This is a genomic window from Paenibacillus vulneris (assembly GCF_039543185.1).
GTDB lineage: Bacteria > Bacillota > Bacilli > Paenibacillales > NBRC-103111 > Paenibacillus_S > Paenibacillus_S vulneris.
In genome coordinates, this window is the sequence record NZ_BAABJG010000029.1 from 311,096 (window position 1) to 331,391 (window position 20,296).

General features: G+C 49.4%; 18 protein-coding genes. 12 read left to right on the forward strand and 6 right to left on the reverse strand.

Annotation, left to right across the window (positions count from 1 at the left end; translation table 11 throughout):
• Nucleotides 1-111: 111 nt before the first annotated feature.
• The 3 genes from ABEA66_RS26245 to ABEA66_RS26255 all read left to right on the forward strand — a co-directional run bounded on the left by ABEA66_RS26245 (nt 112) and on the right by ABEA66_RS26255 (nt 2,568).
• Nucleotides 112-786, forward strand: coding sequence for a response regulator transcription factor (locus tag ABEA66_RS26245; protein ID WP_345592203.1), 675 nt, complete (start codon nt 112-114; stop codon nt 784-786).
• Entirely contained in the window at nt 783-2,141 is a 1,359-nt protein-coding gene (locus ABEA66_RS26250; protein WP_345592205.1) for a sensor histidine kinase, read from the forward strand. Before ABEA66_RS26245 ends, ABEA66_RS26250 begins: the two co-directional genes overlap by 4 nt.
• Before the next feature lie 217 nt (nt 2,142-2,358).
• Entirely contained in the window at nt 2,359-2,568 is a 210-nt protein-coding gene (locus ABEA66_RS26255; protein ID WP_192703267.1) for a hypothetical protein, read from the forward strand.
• Between the two features lie 53 nt (nt 2,569-2,621).
• On the opposite strand, the gene ABEA66_RS26260 is transcribed toward ABEA66_RS26255, so the two are convergent.
• A complete protein-coding gene (locus tag ABEA66_RS26260; protein ID WP_345592208.1) occupies nt 2,622-3,131 on the reverse strand; it encodes a PCYCGC motif-containing (lipo)protein in 510 nt (169 codons plus the stop codon).
• Between the two features lie 419 nt (nt 3,132-3,550).
• Here ABEA66_RS26260 and ABEA66_RS26265 point away from each other — a divergent pair, with 419 nt between their 5' ends.
• The 3 genes from ABEA66_RS26265 (at nt 3,551) to ABEA66_RS26275 (ending at nt 7,062) form a co-directional block, all read left to right on the forward strand.
• Nucleotides 3,551-4,573 carry a redoxin domain-containing protein gene (locus ABEA66_RS26265; RefSeq protein WP_345592210.1) on the forward strand — a complete coding sequence of 341 codons (1,023 nt, stop codon included), beginning with the start codon at nt 3,551-3,553 and terminating at the stop codon, nt 4,571-4,573.
• 148 nt (nt 4,574-4,721) lie between these two features.
• Nucleotides 4,722-6,125 carry an NAD-dependent malic enzyme gene (locus tag ABEA66_RS26270; protein WP_192703265.1) on the forward strand — a complete coding sequence of 468 codons (1,404 nt, stop codon included), beginning with the start codon at nt 4,722-4,724 and terminating at the stop codon, nt 6,123-6,125.
• Nucleotides 6,126-6,330: 205 nt separating this feature from the next.
• Complete coding sequence (locus ABEA66_RS26275) at nt 6,331-7,062, forward strand: ZIP family metal transporter (RefSeq protein ID WP_192703264.1); 732 nt, start codon at nt 6,331-6,333, stop codon at nt 7,060-7,062.
• Nucleotides 7,063-7,148: 86 nt separating this feature from the next.
• Here ABEA66_RS26275 and ABEA66_RS26280 read toward each other — a convergent pair whose 3' ends face one another.
• Nucleotides 7,149-9,461 (reverse strand): helix-turn-helix domain-containing protein, encoded by a 2,313-nt coding sequence (locus tag ABEA66_RS26280; RefSeq protein ID WP_345592214.1) that lies wholly within the window; start codon nt 9,459-9,461, stop codon nt 7,149-7,151.
• A 264-nt stretch (nt 9,462-9,725) separates the two neighbouring features.
• On the opposite strand from ABEA66_RS26280, the gene ABEA66_RS26285 reads away from it, so the two are divergent.
• The 4 genes from ABEA66_RS26285 (at nt 9,726) to ABEA66_RS26300 (ending at nt 15,268) form a co-directional block, all read left to right on the forward strand.
• Nucleotides 9,726-11,258 (forward strand): extracellular solute-binding protein, encoded by a 1,533-nt coding sequence (locus ABEA66_RS26285; protein ID WP_345592216.1) that lies wholly within the window; start codon nt 9,726-9,728, stop codon nt 11,256-11,258.
• 513 nt (nt 11,259-11,771) lie between these two features.
• Entirely contained in the window at nt 11,772-13,304 is a 1,533-nt protein-coding gene (locus ABEA66_RS26290) for an extracellular solute-binding protein (protein WP_079913635.1), read from the forward strand.
• 111 nt (nt 13,305-13,415) lie between these two features.
• Nucleotides 13,416-14,369, forward strand: coding sequence for an ABC transporter permease (locus tag ABEA66_RS26295; RefSeq protein ID WP_079913634.1), 954 nt, complete (start codon nt 13,416-13,418; stop codon nt 14,367-14,369).
• Between the two features lie 26 nt (nt 14,370-14,395).
• The gene (locus tag ABEA66_RS26300) at nt 14,396-15,268 is read left to right on the forward strand and encodes a carbohydrate ABC transporter permease (protein WP_079913633.1); all 873 of its coding nucleotides are present in this window, start codon (nt 14,396-14,398) and stop codon (nt 15,266-15,268) included.
• 132 nt (nt 15,269-15,400) lie between these two features.
• On the opposite strand, the gene ABEA66_RS26305 is transcribed toward ABEA66_RS26300, so the two are convergent.
• The 3 genes from ABEA66_RS26305 to ABEA66_RS26315 form a co-directional block, all read right to left on the reverse strand.
• Nucleotides 15,401-16,219 (reverse strand): SPL family radical SAM protein, encoded by an 819-nt coding sequence (locus ABEA66_RS26305; RefSeq protein ID WP_345592221.1) that lies wholly within the window; start codon nt 16,217-16,219, stop codon nt 15,401-15,403.
• 193 nt (nt 16,220-16,412) lie between these two features.
• Entirely contained in the window at nt 16,413-16,814 is a 402-nt protein-coding gene (locus ABEA66_RS26310; RefSeq protein WP_345592223.1) for a PepSY domain-containing protein, read from the reverse strand.
• A gap of 161 nt (nt 16,815-16,975) precedes the next feature.
• The gene (locus ABEA66_RS26315; RefSeq protein ID WP_079913630.1) at nt 16,976-17,944 is read right to left on the reverse strand and encodes an aldolase catalytic domain-containing protein; all 969 of its coding nucleotides are present in this window, start codon (nt 17,942-17,944) and stop codon (nt 16,976-16,978) included.
• 453 nt (nt 17,945-18,397) lie between these two features.
• On the opposite strand from ABEA66_RS26315, the gene ABEA66_RS26320 reads away from it, so the two are divergent.
• Both ABEA66_RS26320 and ABEA66_RS26325 read left to right on the forward strand, forming a co-directional pair.
• A complete protein-coding gene (locus ABEA66_RS26320) occupies nt 18,398-19,156 on the forward strand; it encodes an IclR family transcriptional regulator (RefSeq protein WP_345592225.1) in 759 nt (252 codons plus the stop codon).
• A 64-nt stretch (nt 19,157-19,220) separates the two neighbouring features.
• Nucleotides 19,221-19,724: an NUDIX hydrolase gene (locus ABEA66_RS26325; protein WP_345592227.1), complete on the forward strand. Its 504-nt coding sequence runs from the start codon at nt 19,221-19,223 to the stop codon at nt 19,722-19,724.
• Nucleotides 19,725-19,797: 73 nt separating this feature from the next.
• Here ABEA66_RS26325 and ABEA66_RS26330 read toward each other — a convergent pair whose 3' ends face one another.
• Complete coding sequence (locus tag ABEA66_RS26330) at nt 19,798-20,157, reverse strand: DUF4870 domain-containing protein (RefSeq protein WP_079913775.1); 360 nt, start codon at nt 20,155-20,157, stop codon at nt 19,798-19,800.
• Nucleotides 20,158-20,296: the final 139 nt, after the last annotated feature.

Sequence of the window (20,296 nt, forward strand, 5' to 3'; positions counted from 1 at the left end):
ACGATACTCAGACTTCGTTCAATGAACGAAGTCTTTTTTTGCCTTCATTCATCCGTTCTGGAAACCTGGTTATACTATGGTCATTACATACCATTCTGGGGGGAATCGGTGATGGCTAATATACTGGTTGTGGATGATGATCGGCATATCGTCAAGCTGATGACCTTATTCTTGGAGAGAGAGGGCTGGGTCACGCGCGAGGCTTATAACGGGAAGGAAGCGCTGGCTCTGCTGGAGGCGGAGCGAATGGATCTGGTCGTTCTCGATATTATGATGCCTGAGATGGATGGCTGGGAGCTGTGCAGGGAAATCAAGCAGCATTACGACATCCCCGTTCTTATGGTAACGGCAAAAGGGGAAACCGGGCAGAAGGTGAAGGGATTCGAGCTGGGGACGGATGACTATCTCGTGAAGCCTTTTGATCCTATAGAGCTTGTAATTCGCGTTAGAGCGCTGCTGAAGCGCTATAAAATCGCAGCCTCCCATGTCGTGCAGATTGGCAATGTGGTACTGGATCACTCCGCGCATGAAATGAAGATAGGACAGGAATCGTTCATCCTTCCCCTAAAGGAGTTCGAGCTGCTGTTCAAACTGGCCAGCTATCCCGGGCAAATCTTCACCCGAGAACAGTTAATCCAGCAGATTTGGGGCATTGACTATGAAGGCGATGAGAGGACGGTAGACGTCCATATCAAAAGATTGCGGGAACGGTTCCACGATAAGGAGACTTCCTTCAAAATCAGCACTATCCGCGGGCTTGGCTACCGATTGGAGATGGAGGAATGATCAAATCCCTGTACACCCGGGTCGTTGTAGCCTTTATCGTGGCGGTGATGATTGGGCTGGTAGGCTCTCTTCTCGTGACCAACCGGATGTTCGAGAAGCAGATGCACGATTGGATAAGGGACGATACGAGCCGTTCGGCAGAAGGAATTATGGAGATTTTGCGGGAATCCGATCCAGGGCGTTGGGACTTGATTTTGCAGCGGTTCGCGGACATGAAGTCCTCCTATATCGCAATCTATGATGCATCAGGCAATAGGCAAGCGAGTTCGAGCCTGGCTTTTATAGTATCAGACGACCAAGTAGGGCAGGTGTTATCCGGGGGCTCATACCTGGAGTTTATGGATAACCGGAATCATGAGCTTCCTGCTTGGCTTATGGGCTTTCAGGTAAAGCGAGGAACCGACACGTTTGCCTTGTTTATTCAGCCGAACTATCTGACGATAAGTCAGAGCATCAAAAGAACCATACAGCTTAATCTTCTGATTGTGCTGATATTGGGTGGACTTGTCATGGTAGTGGCCGCCCGGTATTTGGTCAAGCCGTTGAATATGCTGACAAAGGCGACAAGGGAGCTGGCCAAAGGAAATTTTAACGTTCAGATGAGCTTGAAGCGCAACGATGAGATCGGTATCTTGACCCAGAGCTTTGATGAAATGACGAATGAGCTCAAGCAGCTGGAGCAAATGAGGCAGGATTTCGTTTCGAATGTCTCGCATGAGATCCAGTCTCCGCTGACCTCCATCATCGGTTTTACCAAAGCATTGAAGAGCAGTGCCATGCCCGCCGCGGAGCGAATGTACTATCTGGATATCATTCAATCCGAAAGCGAGAGGCTATCCCGTCTAAGCGATAATCTGCTGAAGCTGGCGTCGCTGGAATCAAAGCATCATCCGTTTCAGAAAGCGACTTACCGGCTTGATGAGCAAATACGCCACGTAGTGGTCGTTTGCGAACCCCAGTGGAGTGCCAAGAGGCTTAACCTGGAGCTCAATTTACCTAAAACGATCCTAGCGGCGGATGAGGATTTAATGAAGCAGGTATGGATTAATTTGCTCGGCAACAGTATCAAATTTACGCCGGAGGGGGGAACGATTCGGGTCCGGGCGGCCGCCGAGGTGCATCAGGTCAAGGTGATTATCGCCGATACGGGTATCGGTGTCCCGGAAGCGGAGCTTTCGATGATTTTTCACCAGTTCTATAAGGCGGACCGGTCACGAACAGGAGCTACAGAAGGAAGCGGCTTGGGACTATCCTTGGTGCGCAAAATTGTATCGATGCACAAGGGGACAATCCAGGTGAGCAGCAAGGAGGGAGAGGGGACTACGGTGACCGTAAGGCTGCCAAGCTCAGTGTAGCAAAGCAAAGAAATACAAGGGAGCATCCCGCTCTATTCCTGCCTTTTGCAGACAAGCCGACTTTGGTAAGGGCCAAGCATGGTTTTCTATGGACAGGCCGCATCATCTATCAGAACGGATTCTATAAAATGGATTGTTATCCGTGTATATGAATCTAGTCATAGTTTCATAGATATCATATACTATACCATCTCCCGCAGAAAAAGGAGGTGGTTATATGAGCAGTCGGTCTTCTTCTAGTAATTCTGCTGCAATTGCCGCTATCGTTGCTAGATTATCTCTCGGGCAAACGATCAGAGTGTTTTACGACAGTACTTCGGTAACAGGAAAATTTCAAGGGGTAACGGGCGGCAATATCCAGGTCGTATCCACTGCCGGCAACAGCTTTTACATCCCGCTTTCCAATATTCTCTCTATCCGATTGTGACGCTGCCGCAAAAAAAGAGCGAACGAGGGCTTGGCCCTCGTTCGTTTTTTCATTTATGCCGGCATCGGCGTATCGGTAGGCTTGGCGTAGCCCTTCTGATATTTTTGATCGATGTAGGTGCGGATTTCTTTGGCCGATTTGCCATCCTGTTTCATTCTTGCCGACGTTACGGCAATTTCCAGACATACTCCGCAGCGAGTTCCGTGATCGTCCCATACGACGCTGCCGTCCTGCTTTATTTCCTTAATAAAGCAATTTTTGTTGCTGGTATGCCCCGCGCTTTCCCCGCATCCGCAATAGCACGGAATCCACTGCAGGAGATCGGATACAGAAGCTGCCACTTGGTAGGCTTGTTTGATTTCGGGCCGCTGCTTATCCAGGAAGGTAGGGAGCTGAGTGATGCCGGAGGTCGTTTCCTGAAGGTCGCCGTTGGGGGCGTGCTGCTGGTGAGCAGAATGAGGAGCCATGGCTGTCGTTGTTTTGCCGGAAGACGAGCCGCATGCGGATAGGAGAACTGACAGTGCAACGACTCCGGAAAGCGGAATCCAATAAGGGAATTTCATTCGGACTTACCTCCGTTTAGAGCAAAATGATTTAATTCCTATTATACCATACGAGGGTATAGAATATTCAGTCTGTCATGACAGCTTCTTGAACGTAGAACATCGACAAGAGTGAGGCGCAGCAAGCCGGGCTAATGATTATAAGAGTGGATTGTCGGTAGGATTCAAGTGGAAGGTGGTCCAAATGTTGGGGAAGCGCTTGAGAGTGCAAACGGGCGAAAGCGGCGTCGAATATAATCCATAGAGCCTTGATTTTAACGCCCTTCACCCTTTCCATGGGGCTGAGAGGCTCCTAAAACCGCTTCTCCAAATGAACCCTTATAAGAGAGTTCTATATGGTGTGAAAAAAGTAGTGATTTGACATGCCCACTCATCCGATACACAATAAAAAATAGGCTAGGGTGAGGAGGCAGCGCATTGTGAATACATGGACGTTAGGACCGCTGGTCATGTCAGGACAAGTTCTTGCCGTTATCGCTGCGGTCATTGCAGCTTATGCTGTAATGAAGCTTAGGCTGAGAGGCGCTTTGCCCGCAGGAACAGGTTATGACAGACCTTTTGAAGCGATACTGCTCTGGTTTTTGATTTGGAAGCTGAGCGTCATTCTATTTCAGACGCAGAGCGTGTGGAGCGACCCGATGAGGCTGATCTATTTTAGCGGCGGTGTGAGAGGCGCTTGGCTGGCGACCGTGCTTACTGTCTGTTATGTGGGGTATAAAGACCGCTCGTCGCCTAATCTTGCCGTTTATATAGATTCATGGCTTATCTCCATCCTATCAGGGTATACAGTATACCGCATATTGGACATCGCATTCTTAGAGGGGAATGTGACGACGAACGCCATTATTGCCTTGCTCGGCATAGGCGCCGTGGTTATCGGCTGGATGAGAGAGCCTCAAGCGGGGCGCAGAAGGATGCAGACTTTATTCTTCTCCTTCGTTCTGGTACATGCCTTGTTCAGCGCCGTAGCCGCGAACACCTGGGATAAATCCGGCTTGCAGAGCCAGGCATCGGATGAGATCGGCATTGGGATCGGTCAGACGGCTCCCGATTTTGAATTGATGACGCTCGAGGGCGAGAAGGTGAAGCTGTCGGACTTTAGAGGAAAAAAGGTGCTCATCAACTTTTGGGCCACCTGGTGTCCTCCTTGCAGAGTAGAGATGCCGGTAATGCAAACATTTTATAGCGAGAACCGTGATAACAATGTCGTCATCCTATCCGTCGATGCGATGCATACCGAGGTCAGCCGGGTAGTGGTGGAATCGTTTCGGAAGCATTGGGGACTTACGTTTCCTTTAGTGCTGGATTCGGACGGGCAAGTGGGAAAAACGTATCAGGTCTCGGCCTATCCGGCAACGTACGTGTTGGATGAACAGGGGATTATCCGCAAAAAACATCAGGGAGCTATGGACGAGGAGATGCTGAGAAAAGCGGTTCGCTAGGTGCTGGAGCCCCATCATTCCGGGAATTCAAATGAAAGCGGATAAAATTCATATTGCACAAATAAAAGCTTACATGATATGATTTGAAATATTGAAATTCAGTATATGGAAATAAGTTCATAATATAGAACTAAAGGAGGCATTCTTTATGGCAAATACAAGTATTATTTTGCGTGTGGAGCTAACTCATGGCGAAGTCACCTTCGGTGACGTGGCGGCAGCCATAAGCCGTGCAGGGGGAGACGTGACATCTATCGACGTTATCCGCGTCGGAAAGGAGTCCTCGATCCGGGATATCACGGTCGATGTTCAAGACTCGGCGGAAGCGCAAGTCGTTCAGGGGATCAAAGAGCTGCCCGGTATCAAGCTGATCAACGTATCCGACAGGACGTTCCTGGCGCACCTGGGCGGCAAAATTTCGATGACTCCCAACATGCCGATCAAGAATCGCGACGACTTGTCCCGTGTCTATACTCCAGGCGTAGCCCGTGTATGTACGGCGATTCATGAGGATCCGAATAAAGCGTACTCCCTTACGATCAAGCGGAATACGGTAGCCGTAATTTCGGACGGTACGGCTGTACTGGGTCTGGGAGATATCGGACCGGAAGCGGCGGCGCCGGTGATGGAAGGGAAAGCGATGCTGTTCAAGCAGCTTGCGGGGGTTGATGCCTTCCCGATTTGCTTGGATACCAAGGATACGGAGGAAATTATCCGGACCGTGAAAGCGATCAGCCCGATCTTCGGTGGAATTAATCTGGAGGACATCAGCTCTCCTCGCTGCTTCGAGATTGAATCCCGCTTGGCAGAAGAGCTGGATATCCCGGTATTCCACGATGACCAGCATGGTACGGCGGTCGTTGTAATGGCGGGCCTGCTTAACGCCCTAAGAGTGGTGGGCAAACCGATTGAGTCCGTCCGCGTGGTCGTTAACGGCATCGGTGCTGCGGGAGTATCCATCTGCAAGATGCTGCTGGCCGCCGGCGTAAACCGACTGGTACCGGTTGATCGTGACGGAGCGATTGTCCAAGGCGGAACGTACGAGCAGCCTATGTGGCAGTGGCTTGCCCAGCAGCCGCAGGTTGAATCGCAGCCGGGATCCCTGGCGGAGGTAATTCAGGGAGCGGACGTATTTATCGGCGTATCCCGCGCAGGATTGCTGAAGGTCGAATACGTACAATCGATGGCCCAAGATCCTATCGTGTTTGCTATGGCAAACCCGCAGCCTGAGATCGATCCGGAAATAGCGCAGCCGTATGTGCGTGTTATGGGAACGGGAAGAAGCGATTACCCGAACCAAATCAACAACGTGCTTTGCTTCCCGGGCATTTTCCGCGGAGCGCTTGACTGCCGCGCCCGCCGAATCAACGAAGAGATGAAGCTGGCCGCTGCCCGCGCTATCGCTTCGGTAGTAAGTGATGCGGAGCTGAATGAACTGTATGTCATTCCGAGTATTTTCAATGAGCATGTGGTGACCAACGTGCGTCATGCCGTGATTGAAGCGGCCATTCAAACCGGCGTAGCCCGTCGTATTCCGAAGGATTTCCGCTGATTTGCGGATACTATGAGAAGATGATTATATAGTTATTTCAGGGATCTCCATAAGGGGATCCCTTCTTTAATTGTGGAGACAGCTGAAGGAGGATCGAGGCGTTTCCGGAGTGCAGATGAGAGGACTACAACGGATACCTGTTCTTTTTTTCGAGCTTGTACATATGATGATAAGGGCTTGATAGTCTCATATGGAGTTGGTTCGGATGGAACACATGGCGCTAAGCGGGATTATAGCCTCTTTATGTACGGTGATTGGAGCGATTCCCGCGCTTCTGTTCAAGCACGTATCGCATCGCAGAAGAGATAGTCTTCTGGCTTATACCGCGGGTATTATGGTGGCTGCTTCGACATACAGCCTTATCCCTTCCGCGCTGAAGCTTTCCAATCTCGCAGTGCTTGCCGCCGGCATTCTGGCCGGGACTGCGGTGCTTACTCTTATGGAGAAGGCGATTCCGTCCTCGGAATCGATGCGTTTTTCGAATAAGCAGGCCATGCAGGATAAATCGCTCTTCTTTTTGCTTGCCATGGGGCTGCACAACTTGCCGGAAGGCCTCTCCGTAGGTGTCAGCTATGCCAGCGAGCATACGGATTTGGGCCCTCTCGTTTCGTTTGCCATTGGACTGCAAAATGTGCCCGAGGGCTTCTTAATCTCCTTCTTCCTCATCTCCCACCAGGTCAGTAAATGGAAGGCGGTTTGGCTAGCGGCCGGGACGGCCGTCATTGAGCTGGCCGCTTGCTTCGCAGGGTTTCATTTTACTTCGCGGATTAGTGGAGTTGTCCCCTATGGGCTTGCTTTTGCAGCCGGTGCGATGCTTTATGTCGTGTACAAGGAGCTGATCCCCGAAAGCCATGGCGACGGGCATGAGCGGCCGGCAACCTTTGCCTTCATAGCAGGGCTGCTGACCATGATCGGACTGACGCACGGCCTCCGGTAATCATGGATAAGGAAACAAGCTGACTTCGTGGTGAAGTCAGCTTGTTTCGTTTGCTGCTGCTCGCCAACAGGCATTCAGCAGCTAAATCAGGACTGATTTTTGCGGAAGCTTTCCCGGTACTGTCCCGGTGTCATCCCTTCTTGCTTACGGAAAAAGCGGTTGAAGTTCTGCGGCTGATACTGCAGTCTTTGAGCGATATCTTTAATAGGCATATCGGTTTCGATTAACCACTTCTTGGCCATGGTGATGCGGAAGGCCGTAAGGTATTCGCTAAAGGTTTGACCGGTTTCCTTGCGAAACACGCTGCTCAGATAGTTCGCGTTATAATGCAGGTCCGCCGCACACTGCTCAATGGTAAGATCGGTATCGAACTGCTTGTGAATGCGGTCGAGGACCGTCTCGGATATGCTCTGGTACTGCGAGTCCAGCCGCTCGCGGAAGATTTGAATGAGAGGAAGAATAAGCCTCGACAGGAACCATTCCTCAATCTCCTTGCCAATGTGCAGCTTATTCAGCTCTTCGTAGAACGATTCTCCTCCAGGATTGAGCTGGTTAAGACGAATACCGGCCTCCTGAATCATGATCAGCAGATTATTCAGCAATCTCATGATGGGAACCTGATACTCCTGCGGCGACATCTCATGCTTGAAAATTACCTGGAACAAATGCTCGAAATGCTCCATGACCTTCTCTTCGTCCGCCAAGCGGATAGCATCGAACATTTCGCTCTCCGTCAGCCATGGATAATCCAGGTTCATCTGGTGCTTGCCCGCGTTCATATTGGCATAATGAATGATAACGCCGACTCCCAAGTGAATGCGGTGCTTTAACGCCTCCAAGCCCTCCCGGTAAGCGATGCTTGTATGCTTCAGATCGTCGAACGGAAGGCTGATGCCGATGCTCATTTTCAGCTTCAGGACATTTTGAATCATCTGCTGTAAAGACTCCGTCAGGGAATAGATCCAGCTGTTATACTGCTCCGAATGACGTTCCTGCTGACCGACCAGGATAACGAGAGTTTGATCGATCGTGGCCGGCGGAAGGCTGAATTCCTTCGGAATCGTTTCCTCCGCAATGTTGCTGACGGCGAACAGGAGCAGGTCCAGATCGTCCTTCTCGTAGGAGGTATTATCAAGCGTATCGATCTGGATAGTGATGACGGACATGACCTTCCAGTCGCTCAGCTTTTCAATGAAGCCGAGCTGCTCGATCTTCTCCATAATATCTTTACGGCGCATCGTTCCTTGAAACAGCTTCATCAGAAAAAGGTCCCTGGCTTGCTGATAATGCCGGTGCGTTTCCTGCTCCAATCGGCTTTTGGACAAGGACAGGTCCTGCATCGTCCGGCCGATAATGTCGAATTCGTTCAATCGCGGTCCGTTTATGTTCGAATCCTTCACAGGGATCTGCTTGATCATACGCCGGATGGGGCTATACATTCTCCGGGAGAAGATCCAGGCCACGGTCATAAAGACCAGAACGACAATCACGCTGATCAGAATAGTATAATTCCGTATTTTTACGGATTCCTTGGTGAGACTATCTATGGAAATAGCCGACATATAGATCCAGTTGTTGTAGGAGGACCGCAGATAGGTTGCCGTATATTTCTGCCCGTTAACCTCCGTTTGGAATTGATCGGAGGTCTTGTCGAAGATCGCCGGATTTTTGATGAAGCCCGTATTGATAGCATACCTTCCGATCATGGAAGGATCATTATGGTAAATAACCCGGTCCTGATCGTCCAAGATCATCACCGTTTCCGACTCCCGGGGCTTATAATTCAGGATACCCGGCATATTACACGATGAAATATTGGCAATAGCCAGTCCGTATTTATCCAGGTCCTGGGTAGGCAGCTTCTGGACAAGACTGATCGTATAAGGGCATGTGCTCGCATTGGCCTTCTCTTCACTGTAAAACCAAAGGCTCGGGTTCAGCACCCAGGATGTCGAGTTAGGAAGCATCATCTGATTGGCGATCTGGGAGCGGTGGATGTACTGGTCCATCCGGTAAAAGCCGGAGTTTTTGAGCATCCAGTTTTGCTTCAGATTCACGATAACGACATCCTCCAGATTCGTATAGAACGACTGGGTATTGCTGATTTCCTTGCGCAAATCCTTATAGAGCATGAAATCCTGTTCGGTTAAGGGACGCCGCAGCGCCTCGGACATTACGGTAGAGTTGTTCAGCTGGTCCAGGGCGTGATTGACGGTTTGCAGTGTCTGCTCTACAGTGGAGTTCATTTGGGTCAATATTTGGAGCTGCTCTGAATTGACCTGCTTTTGAATTTCCTTGGAAGATTTCATATAGGAAAAGAAACCTATAAAGATAACGGGAAGCGTACACAAAATACAGCCGAACAGCGTCATTTTCGTTAAAAAGCTGTATTTTCTCATAGGTCGGACCTCCCCTCGTAATAGTAAAATAAGCACAGCGCTTGATCCGCCGTTCAGCTTGATCTATCCGTTCCTCTTCCACGCCGCCTCACGTTTGCGAGAGCAGGCCGGAAAGCGCTATTCTAATTGTAGCAAGGTTAAAGTTGTTATATCAATGCGTATTCATGACAAATATAACAAAATTTCGTCACGATAGGCCAGTTTTTCGACTTTTTTCGTGTATAATGAAATGTTAGAATGAGGTGGAAGGAGGATGGAATCATAATGAACCGCTGGTATTCCCCGCGTTGGATCCGACTGCTTGCGCTCGCCCTTCTGTCCGCCGTGCTTCTTAGCTCCTGTTCCTCAGGACAAAGCAGCTCCAAGACGGAGAAGGACAAGCCGGTACCCACTCCTATCAGTATGATGGTGCCGTTGTTCCAGCCCAAGCCGCCTACGGATGAACTGATGAATGAGCTGAATCAAAAAACGGGCGTGGAACTGAACGTTCAATGGGTCCCGGATGATATTTATACGAGCAAAATGCTGAATGCACTGGAAACGAATACATTAAAGCAGGTAACCTATGTCAGACAGATCGACTATAATTTGGTCAAGAATTCCATACGATCCGATATGTTCTGGGACATCGGCCCTTATTTGGACTACTACCCGAATTTGAAAAACCTTAGCAAGAAGACGCTGGACGAGACGAAGCTCGACGGCAAATATTACGGCCTGTACAATGAACGGTCCTCTTCCCGTCAGGGCATTATGATCCGCAAGGATTGGCTGGACCGGCTGCATCTCAAAGAGCCGTCCACGACCGAGGAGCTGTACCAGGTCATCAAGGCGTTCACGCTGGACGATCCGGACGGCAACGGGAAGCAGGATACGATCGGATTGACCGACCGCAATGATTTGGTGTACGGCGCTTTCAAGACCTTAAGCTCCTATTTCGGGACGCCGAATAACTGGTTGTTATCCGGGGGTACCTTTATTCCGGACTTCGCAACGCCGGAGTATATGGATACGATGAATTTTGTGAAACGACTATACAGCGAAAATATTATGAACAAGGATTTCCCTGTGGCCAGCAAGCAGGTACAGCGGTATATGATGATCAGCGGGAAGGCGGGCGTCTATATCGGAAGCCTATCCGATGCGCCGCGAATGCTTGAAGAGATGAAGCAGGTGAACTCTAACGCCGAGATGGCGCTCGTCAATCGTATCCAAGGACCCAAAGGGTATGGGATCTGGTCGATTCCGGATTACAGCGGATTGTTCCTTTTCTCCAAGAAAGCGATCAAAACGCAGGAGGATTTGAAGGCGATTCTTGCTTTTTTTGACAAGACCATGAATAAGGATATTGCCAATCTGATGCTGTACGGTCAGGAAGGAAGGCATTATGTATTGAAGGACGGACAAGTGGCCGTTCCCCCGGATATGTTTCAGCGCATGAATGCAGAGGTTCGTCCACTACTGTCGCTTATGATTGCGAATATCAGCAACCCCAATTTGCTGAAGCAGAGCGAAACGGACCAGGAGCCTATCCTTCAGCAGGTGAATAAGCTTGTCGCCGATAATGATAACATCTTGATTCATGATCCGACCGTAGGCTTGTCTTCTCTATATTACGATGCCCATGGGACGGAATTAGCCTCTATCATGACCAATGCAACCTACAACTACATTCTCGGCAAAATTGATGCCGCCGGCTTCCGGAATGAAATTGAAGTCTGGAAGAGCAGGGGCGGATCCCAGATCATTAAAGAGTTCGAAGAATCCTATAGCAAAAGCAAGTCGAATAACCCATAAAATGCGTCACGCTGCGTAACCTGCCAAGTTCTTCTTGGCGGGTTTTTTGAACTTTTATCATCTGGATTCTCCCGCAAAATATGAATTTAGCTTGGATGTCGAGGTCCCGCTTTGTGGGGATTTTTGTCTATTAACTAACAAATATTGGAAGGTCGAGTATCCTCTCAATCATACCCTGCTGATCGTCCTGGTTCTACGTACCTGTTCTAGTAGGTGGAATGTAAGGGGGGCAGAATGGGCACAAAAGACTCGAAAGCGGCTCTCAACAAGACTATCTTTAGCCCCGGCAGCGTGTAGATTTCGCAATTACATAGGGGCTATATAAGGTTAATTTCTGCATATAAGATAGGCGAAAACCCGCGCCGTTACTGGGTTTATAAGATGTGAGTCAGGGATAATGTACGAAATCTGAATTAAGGGTTACATTATAACTCGAAAAGAGAACAAGCAATTACGTACAAACCTTTTGAACAACTTTGAACCATATAGTGATGAAATTGGGAGGAAGAGAAAATGAGTAAATCTTCAAAAGATTTGAAATGGATCAGTGCAGTATGTACCCTTGCTCTTGCCGGCTCCGTCATTGCCGGCTGCAGCAGCAGTAAAGGTACGGATTCTAACGGCGCAGCATCAAACTCGAACGGTAACAGTGCCGGACCGGTTAAAATTACAGTGATGGCCGATCTGCAATCACCGGAAGTACCATCCGATAAAATCGAAAAATTGCTGGAACAAAAAACAAACTCCGAGCTTGATATTCAATGGGTTCCGGATGGTTCTTATGATGAGAAATTCCAAGCGGCATTTGCAACAGGCTCCCTGCCGCAAGTGGTTTACCTTAAAAACCAGGCGTCCTTCATCTTGATGAGAGATGCAATCAAGAACGGCCAATTCTGGGAAGTAGGTCCTTATTTGAAGGATTATCCGAATCTGAAGAATCTGGATCCAAAGGTTTTGAAAAACACGGAAGTCGGGGGCAAAATCTACTCCCTGTACCAGGAAAGACAACCGGCTCGCTCCGGCTTGATCTATCGTAAAGACTGGGCGGATAAATTAGGTATTCCGGCTCCGCAAACCGTTGATGATTTGTATAACATGCTTAAGAAATTTAAAGAAGCCGATTTGGCGGGCGGCGGCAAAACGATTCCTTTGGCTGACCGTAACGATTTAGTCTACGGTTCGTTCAAAACCGTCTCCATGTACTTCGGCACTCCGAATGGCTGGGGCGTTCAAGACGGCAAGCTGACACCGGAATTTATGACCCCAGGCTACATGGATACGCTGAAGTTTTACAAAAAGCTGCGTGACGAAGGCTTGATCAACCAAGACTTCCCTGTAACAAGTAAAACCGACCAGCAGAACCTGATGTACACAGGCAGAGCCGGAGCCTACATCGGAACTATGGGCGATGTAAAAACAATGCAAGAGAAAACAGAGAAAAACATCCCTGAAGCGAAATTTGATGTAGTTAACGAAATTAAGGATAAATCCGGTAAAAACATTACTTGGGGACTTCCAGGCTACGGAACCGTTGTTCTGTTCCCTAAATCCTCCGTTAAAACCGAGAATGATCTGAAAAACATCCTGAACGTCATGGATAAGTTCTATTCGCCGGAAGTTGCCAACCTGTTGAAATACGGTGTGGAAAACGAGCATTACACGATGAAGGACGGCAAGGTATTGCCTTCTACGGACAGCAAGCTCATTGAGAAAGAAGTAAGACCTTACTTGAACATGGCTTTGTATGAAACAACGAATATTACGCCTTCTTTCTACACATTGCCGGTTGCTGAGAAAGCAAACACTCTCTCCAACGCAGCTGCGAAATTCATGGTAACTGATCCTACTGTGTCGTTGGATTCCAAAACGTATAACGAAAAAGGCGCAAGACTGCAGGATCTGATCAAAGACGCAACGTACCAATATGTTATGGGCAAAATTGATGACGCCGGTTACCAAGCAGCTATCAAGAAATGGCAAAACGATGGCGGTCAAAAAATCATCGATGAATTTAATGAACAATATAAAAGCGTTGGTGGCAAATAAGAAGGTCCCATAAGAGGTGGTTTAGGGCGAAAGGCTGCTGGAACAGATCGGCAGCCTTAGCCTATCTCGATTGCATTTTCCGATTGCTAACGATAGAAAGGAATGAACGTAATGAATAATACGGCTGCTGAGTCTAATCCCGTAGTTGTTCCAAAGCCTCAAAGCGGTCTCTGGAAACGTGTCGTTCGCAACCGTTATATTTATCTAATGATATTGCCGGGCTTTCTCTATTTTCTGATTTTTAAATACATTCCTATGTTCGGCCTGGTGATTTCATTTCAGGATTACCAGCCCTATAAGGGAATCATGGGCAGTGAATGGGTCGGACTGAAGCACTTCGAACGATTGTTCACCGATTCGGAGTTTTGGAATATATTCAAAAACACATTAGTTGTCTTTGTCGTCAATATCGTATTTTATTTCCCCGTACCGATCTTGCTGGCACTTATGCTTAATGAAGTCGCCAGTTCGTATTTCAAGCGGGTTGTGCAAACGATTGTGTATATCCCGCATTTCTTGTCATGGGTTATCGTCGTATCCATTTCCTTCGTTATGCTGACGATGGATGGCGGTCTTATTAACGAGCTGATTGCTTATTTCGGCGGACAGCCGATCAATTTCCTCATGAGTGAGGAATGGTTTAATCCGATTTATGTCATTCAGGTGATTTGGCGCGAAGCGGGCTGGGGAACGATTGTTTACTTGGCGGCCATGGCGGCTATCGACCCGGGCTTGTATGAAGCGGCGCGGATGGATGGAGCCGGACGTTTTCGTCAAATCTGGCATATTACACTTCCGAGTATCCGTAGTGTAGTTATCGTTCTATTGATTCTGAAAATTGGTAACGTCCTGGATACCAGCTTCGAGCATATTTATCTGCTGCTCAACTCCATGAATAAGAACGTAGCAGAAATCCTTGATACTTATGTCTATACAACCGGTTTGAAGCAAGGGCAATACAGCTTCAGTACCGCTGTCGGCTTGTTCAAATCCGTTATCGGCCTGCTTCTGGTGATGTTCTCCAACTGGCTGGCTAAGAAATTCGGCGAGGACGGAATCTACTAAGCCGTTACTTCAAAGGAGGCATCAAAATGGTTCAAGATAAAACGTTTGCCAGCCGTTTATTCGACTTTGTCAATATTACGCTCCTTGTCATCGTCTCGCTGCTCATGCTTCTGCCGTTCCTTCACGTGGTTATGGGCTCGTTCACTACAGCGGAAGAGATGGCGCGCAAGCCGTTCGTATTGATTCCAAGTGAATTTACGCTGAGCGCTTATCAATATATTTTATCGACGGGAACACTCTTTAAAGCATTGGCTGTATCTATTGGCGTTACCGTTGGCGGTACCATCATCAGTATGTTCTTGACTTCGCTCATGGCATACGGTCTGACAAGAAGAGACTTGGATGGTCGTACTACCGTTAACCTGATGATCGTATTCACCATGTTGTTCAGCGGCGGCTTGATTCCATCCTTCCTTGTCGTGAAAGCAATGGGTTTGATTGACAGCTACATGGCAATGATTTTGCCTAGTGCAATCAGCGCGTTCAATCTGATCATTCTGCGCAGCTTTTTCCAAGGACTTCCGGACGGGATTGAGGAATCTGCCAAAATCGACGGCTGCGGCGATTTCGGAATTTTGTTCAAAATCGTTCTGCCTCTGTCTCTGCCATCCTTGGCCACTATCTCTTTGTTCTATGCGGTAAACTACTGGAACTCCTATTTTCACGCCATTATGTTCATTAATGATGCGTCGAAATGGCCGATTCAGGTTCTGCTGCGTCAGATCGTTATCGCGGCGAGCGGATTGGCTGCGGATACGGGTAACGATTTCATCAAACCGCCAGAGCAAACGATCAAGATGGCCGTTATCGTGGTATCAACTCTTCCAATATTGATCGTATATCCTTTCTTGCAAAAATATTTCGCCAAAGGTGCTTTGGTCGGCTCTGTCAAAGGGTAATTCCATCCTGGCGAGACAGAGGACGTGCCTCTACAGCCTGGGTATGAAATGACGAACGCCCCTATTAGACTGCTGCATGGCAGAAGTCTTAAGGGGCGTTACTGTTCTATGATGCAATGAAAGGTCCGGGCTTCATGGCAAAAAGCCTGCTTGGCTGACCAGGATCTGATGTTCGGGGAAATGAGCCTTCAGCCTATTCCATACGCGCTCATAAGCGCTTCGGTCGTACCATTCGGTCATTCCGAGCTCCTCGTAGATACGGCGAATGCCAAGCCGCTCGGTCCGTTTGCCGAGACTTCCGTCACCCATGAAGAAGTCATCAATGCACACCCGATCGACGACCTCGGCAAGCCGTTCGGCGAACCGATCCGAGGAAGGCAGTACCGGAGAGATAGCCGCCTGTACATCCAGACCCTCCGCTGTAAGCTGCTTCAACGCTTTCATTCTTGCCGCCAAGGGCGGCGCTGCCGGGGTGAACGCACGTCTCATCGGCTCCAGATCGGTCTCCACCGTGACGCTGACCCGGACGTGCTCCTTCATTTGAAGCAGCAGATCGATATCCCGTGTGACGAGAGGGCTGCGTGTCTGCAGGAGAAGAAAATCGGGCGGTGTCTGCACCATTGCTTTCAGCAGGGAGCGGGTGAGCCGCTCGCGGTACTCTACAGGCTGATAAGGGTCCGTACTGGACGACATGAAGATCGTTACGGGACCTTTGCGCCGCGCCTTGGTAAGCTCCTTTGACAGGATTGCGGCAGCCCCTTCCTTAATATCGACCCAGGTTCCCCAGGGCTCGGAACGGAACTTGGCTACCGGCATTTCCCGCACATAGCAGTAGGAGCAGGAGAATGCGCAGCCTGTATAGGGATTCAGTGTATGGCTGTATCCGGTCAAGTAACCGCCGGCTGGATTAAGTAGCGTCTTGGGAGCTTTATGTGTAAGGGTCGGCTGCATCAATGATCACCTCCAGGGTTGATAGATGAGGAAGCGCGCTGCTGCGAAAGGCGAGTGTAAGTTTCGGCTGCCAGCCGTACCTTACATTATAGCAAAAAAAGCACTCGCAGAGGGATTGTTCCCGGACACCCGGATTGGCCGCGGCAAAAAAGAAAGCCCTCGGCACCCGGCGGGCAGAAGGCTTAAACATCGACTATTCCATATCTTCAACGGTTTCCATGTCGTTATCGGTTTGTTCCACGGCAATGACTTTTCCGGTGTTGGCGTCGACCTTAACCTCCATCACCTGCGAATGCTTATCTTCAATGAAGACGTTGTAGACGACAGTGCCATCTTCGATCCCGAGCATAACTTCCTGTACTTTGCCGTCTACCTTTTTCTTGGCGATGGTGACGCTTTGGTCTTTTGTAATTTTGGCTTGCTTCTGGAGTTCCGCCTGCTCCGCCGCGACTTGTTCATCATAATTCATCATTTGTTCTGACTCCGCTGGAGCCGGGACCGAAGCAGGATCCGCAGAAGCCGGATGAGACAAGATCATGCTTGCACCGATAATAAGAGCCGTGACAGCGGCCCATCCCCATACTTTGTTGTTCATCTGACTGCCTCCTTGAAAAGATGATCAATAGTGGTACTAGCTATATCATATCCACAAAAAATGGGAGCTATCGCTTCAAATGCCGCTGTAGGGGATGGTAATAATATGCAAAGACGGCCGCCTAGGGCAGCCGTCTCTCATGAATTGCTTATGGGAACGAATTAGTCGGAATGATGATTGGTAGGCATCGCTTCCGGAGATGTCAGTTTATCGTAGAAGTCTACGTATTTATCTTTATCATCGCTTGCGCGAAGAGCCATGGCGGCACGAGGATGCTCGTTCAATACGCCGGCAATCATGTAAGGAACGATGTAGCCCCACTCGACTTTCTCGCGCATAGGCACCAAATGTCTCTCAATCAGATCCAGAACCGGACGTACTTCGTATTTCGGATTTTTCAGGTAGCTTACCAGCAGCTCGGTAGGGCAGTTACCTGCCGCACGGCCCATGCCGAATACGGAAGCATCCAGGAATTGCACACCCTTGCTCGCGCCCATAATCGTGTTCGAGAAGGCAAGCTGCATGTTATTGTGCATATGAAGGCCGAGCTGCTTCTCAGGAAGCAAACGTTGGAATTTGGCAACGAGGTAATCAATATCGCTGTAATCCATGCTGCCGTAAGAGTCTACAATGTAGACGACGTCAACCGGGCTTTTGTTGATTTCTTCGAAAGCTTCGGTCAGCTCATTCTCCATCACGTGGGACAGCGCCATAATGTTAATGCTGGTCTCATAGCCGTAGCTGTTGAATTTGCGTACCAGCTCGAGCGCTTTATCTACATCCTTGATGTAAGTAGCTACGCGGATCAAATCAAGCTGACTTTGCTCGCGAGGGAGGATGTCGTTCTCGTCTACACGGCCGATATCGACCAGAGCGGACAGCTTGGTATCGGTTTTGTTAGGGATAACTTCCTTCAAGAAATCTTCGTTCAGGAAGCGCCACGGGCCAGCATCGGCACCTTTAAGCAGCTTGGCGGAGTTTTTATAGCCGATTTCCATATATTCGACGCCGGCTTCGCTCAAGCCCGCATACATATCTTGTACCATTTTTACGCTAAAATCCCAATTGTTGACGAGACCTCCGTCACGAATCGTGCAGTCCAAAATTTTGTGATTCATACCTCTTGTCATAATATGTGCTCCTTTTCTCGTTGTGGCGGAGTCAGCCCGGCAAAGAAACCGTATGGCGGGCGATGCTGGCCACCTTATAATACTTCGCTACTTCGAAGCTTTTTGGCTTTCAAGCGATAAAGTGGTATTTTCTAACCCTATCATTACACATCATTAACTACTTGTCAATGATAACAAAACAATGGTCAATTGACAAACATTATATGTAAATTTGGGAACTTCAAGACAGCCCGTTTTTTCAGGAAAAGACGGGGCGGCTCCGCATTTCTTTTGGGGAGAGGCGCTCATTGACCCTTGGTCGGGACAGGTGATAAAATGTGGGGAATAGAATTTTGAAACAAGGTTCATTATTGTGAACTTATTTTTTATATAGTAAGGCTCAACCGCGGCAGAGCACAATCGCAGTGAAGCATATTTATGCCATGAATAATAATAATGGGGGCTATGCAAGCCATGGATAAAAAATATTGGGTGCCCGCTCTGGACCGGGCTCACCGTGTACTTCGCGAAATCGCGGAAGAGAGGGGAAGGCTCAAGCTCACTGATTTGTGCCAGCGGACCCATGTCAGCAAGAGCACGATGTTTTCTCTGCTTCAGACCATGGAGGAATTAGGCTGGATTGAGAAGGATGCAGCGGATTCCTATGGACTCGGCGGTTATTTCGGCTGGCTTGGCAGCGCGTATTTCCAGCAATTTAATTTGATTGACCTATTCAAGCGGGAAGCGCCTGCGATCATGAGGGAAATCGGAGAATCCGTTCAGCTTGCGAGGCTGGAGGGCACGGAGGTCGTCTATTTGGCGAAGGAAGCGGCCCCGACGCCGGTGCAGGTCATTTCCGGACCGGGCTCAAGGTTCCCCGCTCATGCCACGGGTCTCGGCAAAGTCATGCTGGCCGGAGTGGATGAGGTGATGTGGGAACGCCTGTATCCGCCCGAGACTCCGTTAGCTCAGCTGACCCCTTACACTATCGTTTCGATTGAGGTATTGAAGAAGCAGGTACAGCAGGCGAGACTGGAGGGGGTGGCTTGCGATGAACAGGAGGCTGTTATGGGCTTCTGCTGCGCTGCCGCCCCTATTAAGCAGCCTGGGGGAGAGGTTTGCGGAGCAGTCAGCATCTCCATGCCTCTCCATGAGTGGGAGCGGAAGAGGGTCCTGGCCGGGACATTAGCCGTGACATTGGCGGAGAAGCTCGCCTACGGCGGCCGAGATTAACGGAGCCTGAGGATTAGGATTTATTAAACACATACATATTTAATGGTCGAAAGGAAGGTACCTCATGAGGCTTAAGTATAATCTGTGCTTTATCCGTGAAGGTGACCGGCTGCTGATGCTGAACCGGCATAAGTCTCCCTTGCTTGGGCTCTGGAACGGTGTAGGCGGTAAGCTGGAGCCGGAGGAATCCCCCTGTGAGAGCGTCCTTCGGGAGGTGCGTGAGGAGACCGGGATCCTATTGGCTGAGGCGCATTTTGGCGGGATTGTTACTTGGGAAGTCGACGGCAAGCCCATCGGCGGAATGTATGTGTACCTGGCCGATATGCCTCCCGGGAGAGGGAAGGACTTTGACCATCCGGTCGGGACGGCCGAGGGGATATTGGCATTCAAGCCTATCGAATGGGTCATTCATCCGGATAACCAGGGAGTCGCCAATCATCTCCGGCATTTCCTGCCGCCCATGCTGAATCTGGAGGAGCCTCGGGAATACCGGTGTATCTTCCGCCAAGGGCAGCTGGTCGAATGCTTTCCTCTTCCTCTGGAGGCAGCTTACGCCATAGGCGTATAATCATCTTCGCATAAAAAAGGAAGCCGACATCGTTGAACAACGGGGTCGGCTTTTTGGCGTGTTCTTATTCGACCTACGGAACTTTCAGAAGGGAAATGCTTCCTATCACAGGCAGAGGCTTCAGCTGCCCGTTGGCCGATTGCAGAATCCCTATAATGACAAGAACCAATGTGGCCAAATTGGCAATCGGAAGCAGGATCCAGCCGATAAACGGAATAAAGCCGAGCACAATATTGCAGGCGATGCTGAACAACAGCAGAACAAGCCCCTGATTGGCATGGTACATGGCGAATCGGGATTGTCTCGCGGCAAGCAGCGGAATGAAAAATATAATATAAGCGGCCACAGCAAGCCATTTGTTCTGATGGACATCAGCGGGATCGACCCCGGACGGAGCGTTTGCCGCAGGGTAGCCTCTTTCATCGTCGTTCAATGGGCTCAATGCACACACCTCTTTCTAATAAGAAGAATGGTCATGCCTGAATCGTTTTGTAACCAATTTATGCAAGGGATTTCAAGCGTATGTCTGTTTGCGGAAAAAGGAATAGTTTGGCGCGTCCGCGGGGAATCTA

Bases quoted from the DNA above. Each gene is read 5' to 3' on its own strand.
- ABEA66_RS26245 (WP_345592203.1), top strand. From the start codon at position 112: ATGGCTAATATACTGGTTGTGGATGATGATCGGCATATCGTCAAGCTG.
- ABEA66_RS26250 (WP_345592205.1), top strand. From the start codon at position 783: ATGATCAAATCCCTGTACACCCGGGTCGTTGTAGCCTTTATCGTGGCG.
- ABEA66_RS26255 (WP_192703267.1), top strand. From the start codon at position 2,359: ATGAGCAGTCGGTCTTCTTCTAGTAATTCTGCTGCAATTGCCGCTATC.
- ABEA66_RS26260 (WP_345592208.1), bottom strand. From the start codon at position 3,131: ATGAAATTCCCTTATTGGATTCCGCTTTCCGGAGTCGTTGCACTGTCA.
- ABEA66_RS26270 (WP_192703265.1), top strand. From the start codon at position 4,722: ATGGCAAATACAAGTATTATTTTGCGTGTGGAGCTAACTCATGGCGAA.
- ABEA66_RS26275 (WP_192703264.1), top strand. From the start codon at position 6,331: ATGGAACACATGGCGCTAAGCGGGATTATAGCCTCTTTATGTACGGTG.
- ABEA66_RS26280 (WP_345592214.1), bottom strand. From the start codon at position 9,461: ATGAGAAAATACAGCTTTTTAACGAAAATGACGCTGTTCGGCTGTATT.
- ABEA66_RS26285 (WP_345592216.1), top strand. From the start codon at position 9,726: ATGAACCGCTGGTATTCCCCGCGTTGGATCCGACTGCTTGCGCTCGCC.
- ABEA66_RS26290 (WP_079913635.1), top strand. From the start codon at position 11,772: ATGAGTAAATCTTCAAAAGATTTGAAATGGATCAGTGCAGTATGTACC.
- ABEA66_RS26295 (WP_079913634.1), top strand. From the start codon at position 13,416: ATGAATAATACGGCTGCTGAGTCTAATCCCGTAGTTGTTCCAAAGCCT.
- ABEA66_RS26300 (WP_079913633.1), top strand. From the start codon at position 14,396: ATGGTTCAAGATAAAACGTTTGCCAGCCGTTTATTCGACTTTGTCAAT.
- ABEA66_RS26305 (WP_345592221.1), bottom strand. From the start codon at position 16,219: ATGCAGCCGACCCTTACACATAAAGCTCCCAAGACGCTACTTAATCCA.
- ABEA66_RS26310 (WP_345592223.1), bottom strand. From the start codon at position 16,814: ATGAACAACAAAGTATGGGGATGGGCCGCTGTCACGGCTCTTATTATC.
- ABEA66_RS26315 (WP_079913630.1), bottom strand. From the start codon at position 17,944: ATGACAAGAGGTATGAATCACAAAATTTTGGACTGCACGATTCGTGAC.
- ABEA66_RS26320 (WP_345592225.1), top strand. From the start codon at position 18,398: ATGGATAAAAAATATTGGGTGCCCGCTCTGGACCGGGCTCACCGTGTA.
- ABEA66_RS26325 (WP_345592227.1), top strand. From the start codon at position 19,221: ATGAGGCTTAAGTATAATCTGTGCTTTATCCGTGAAGGTGACCGGCTG.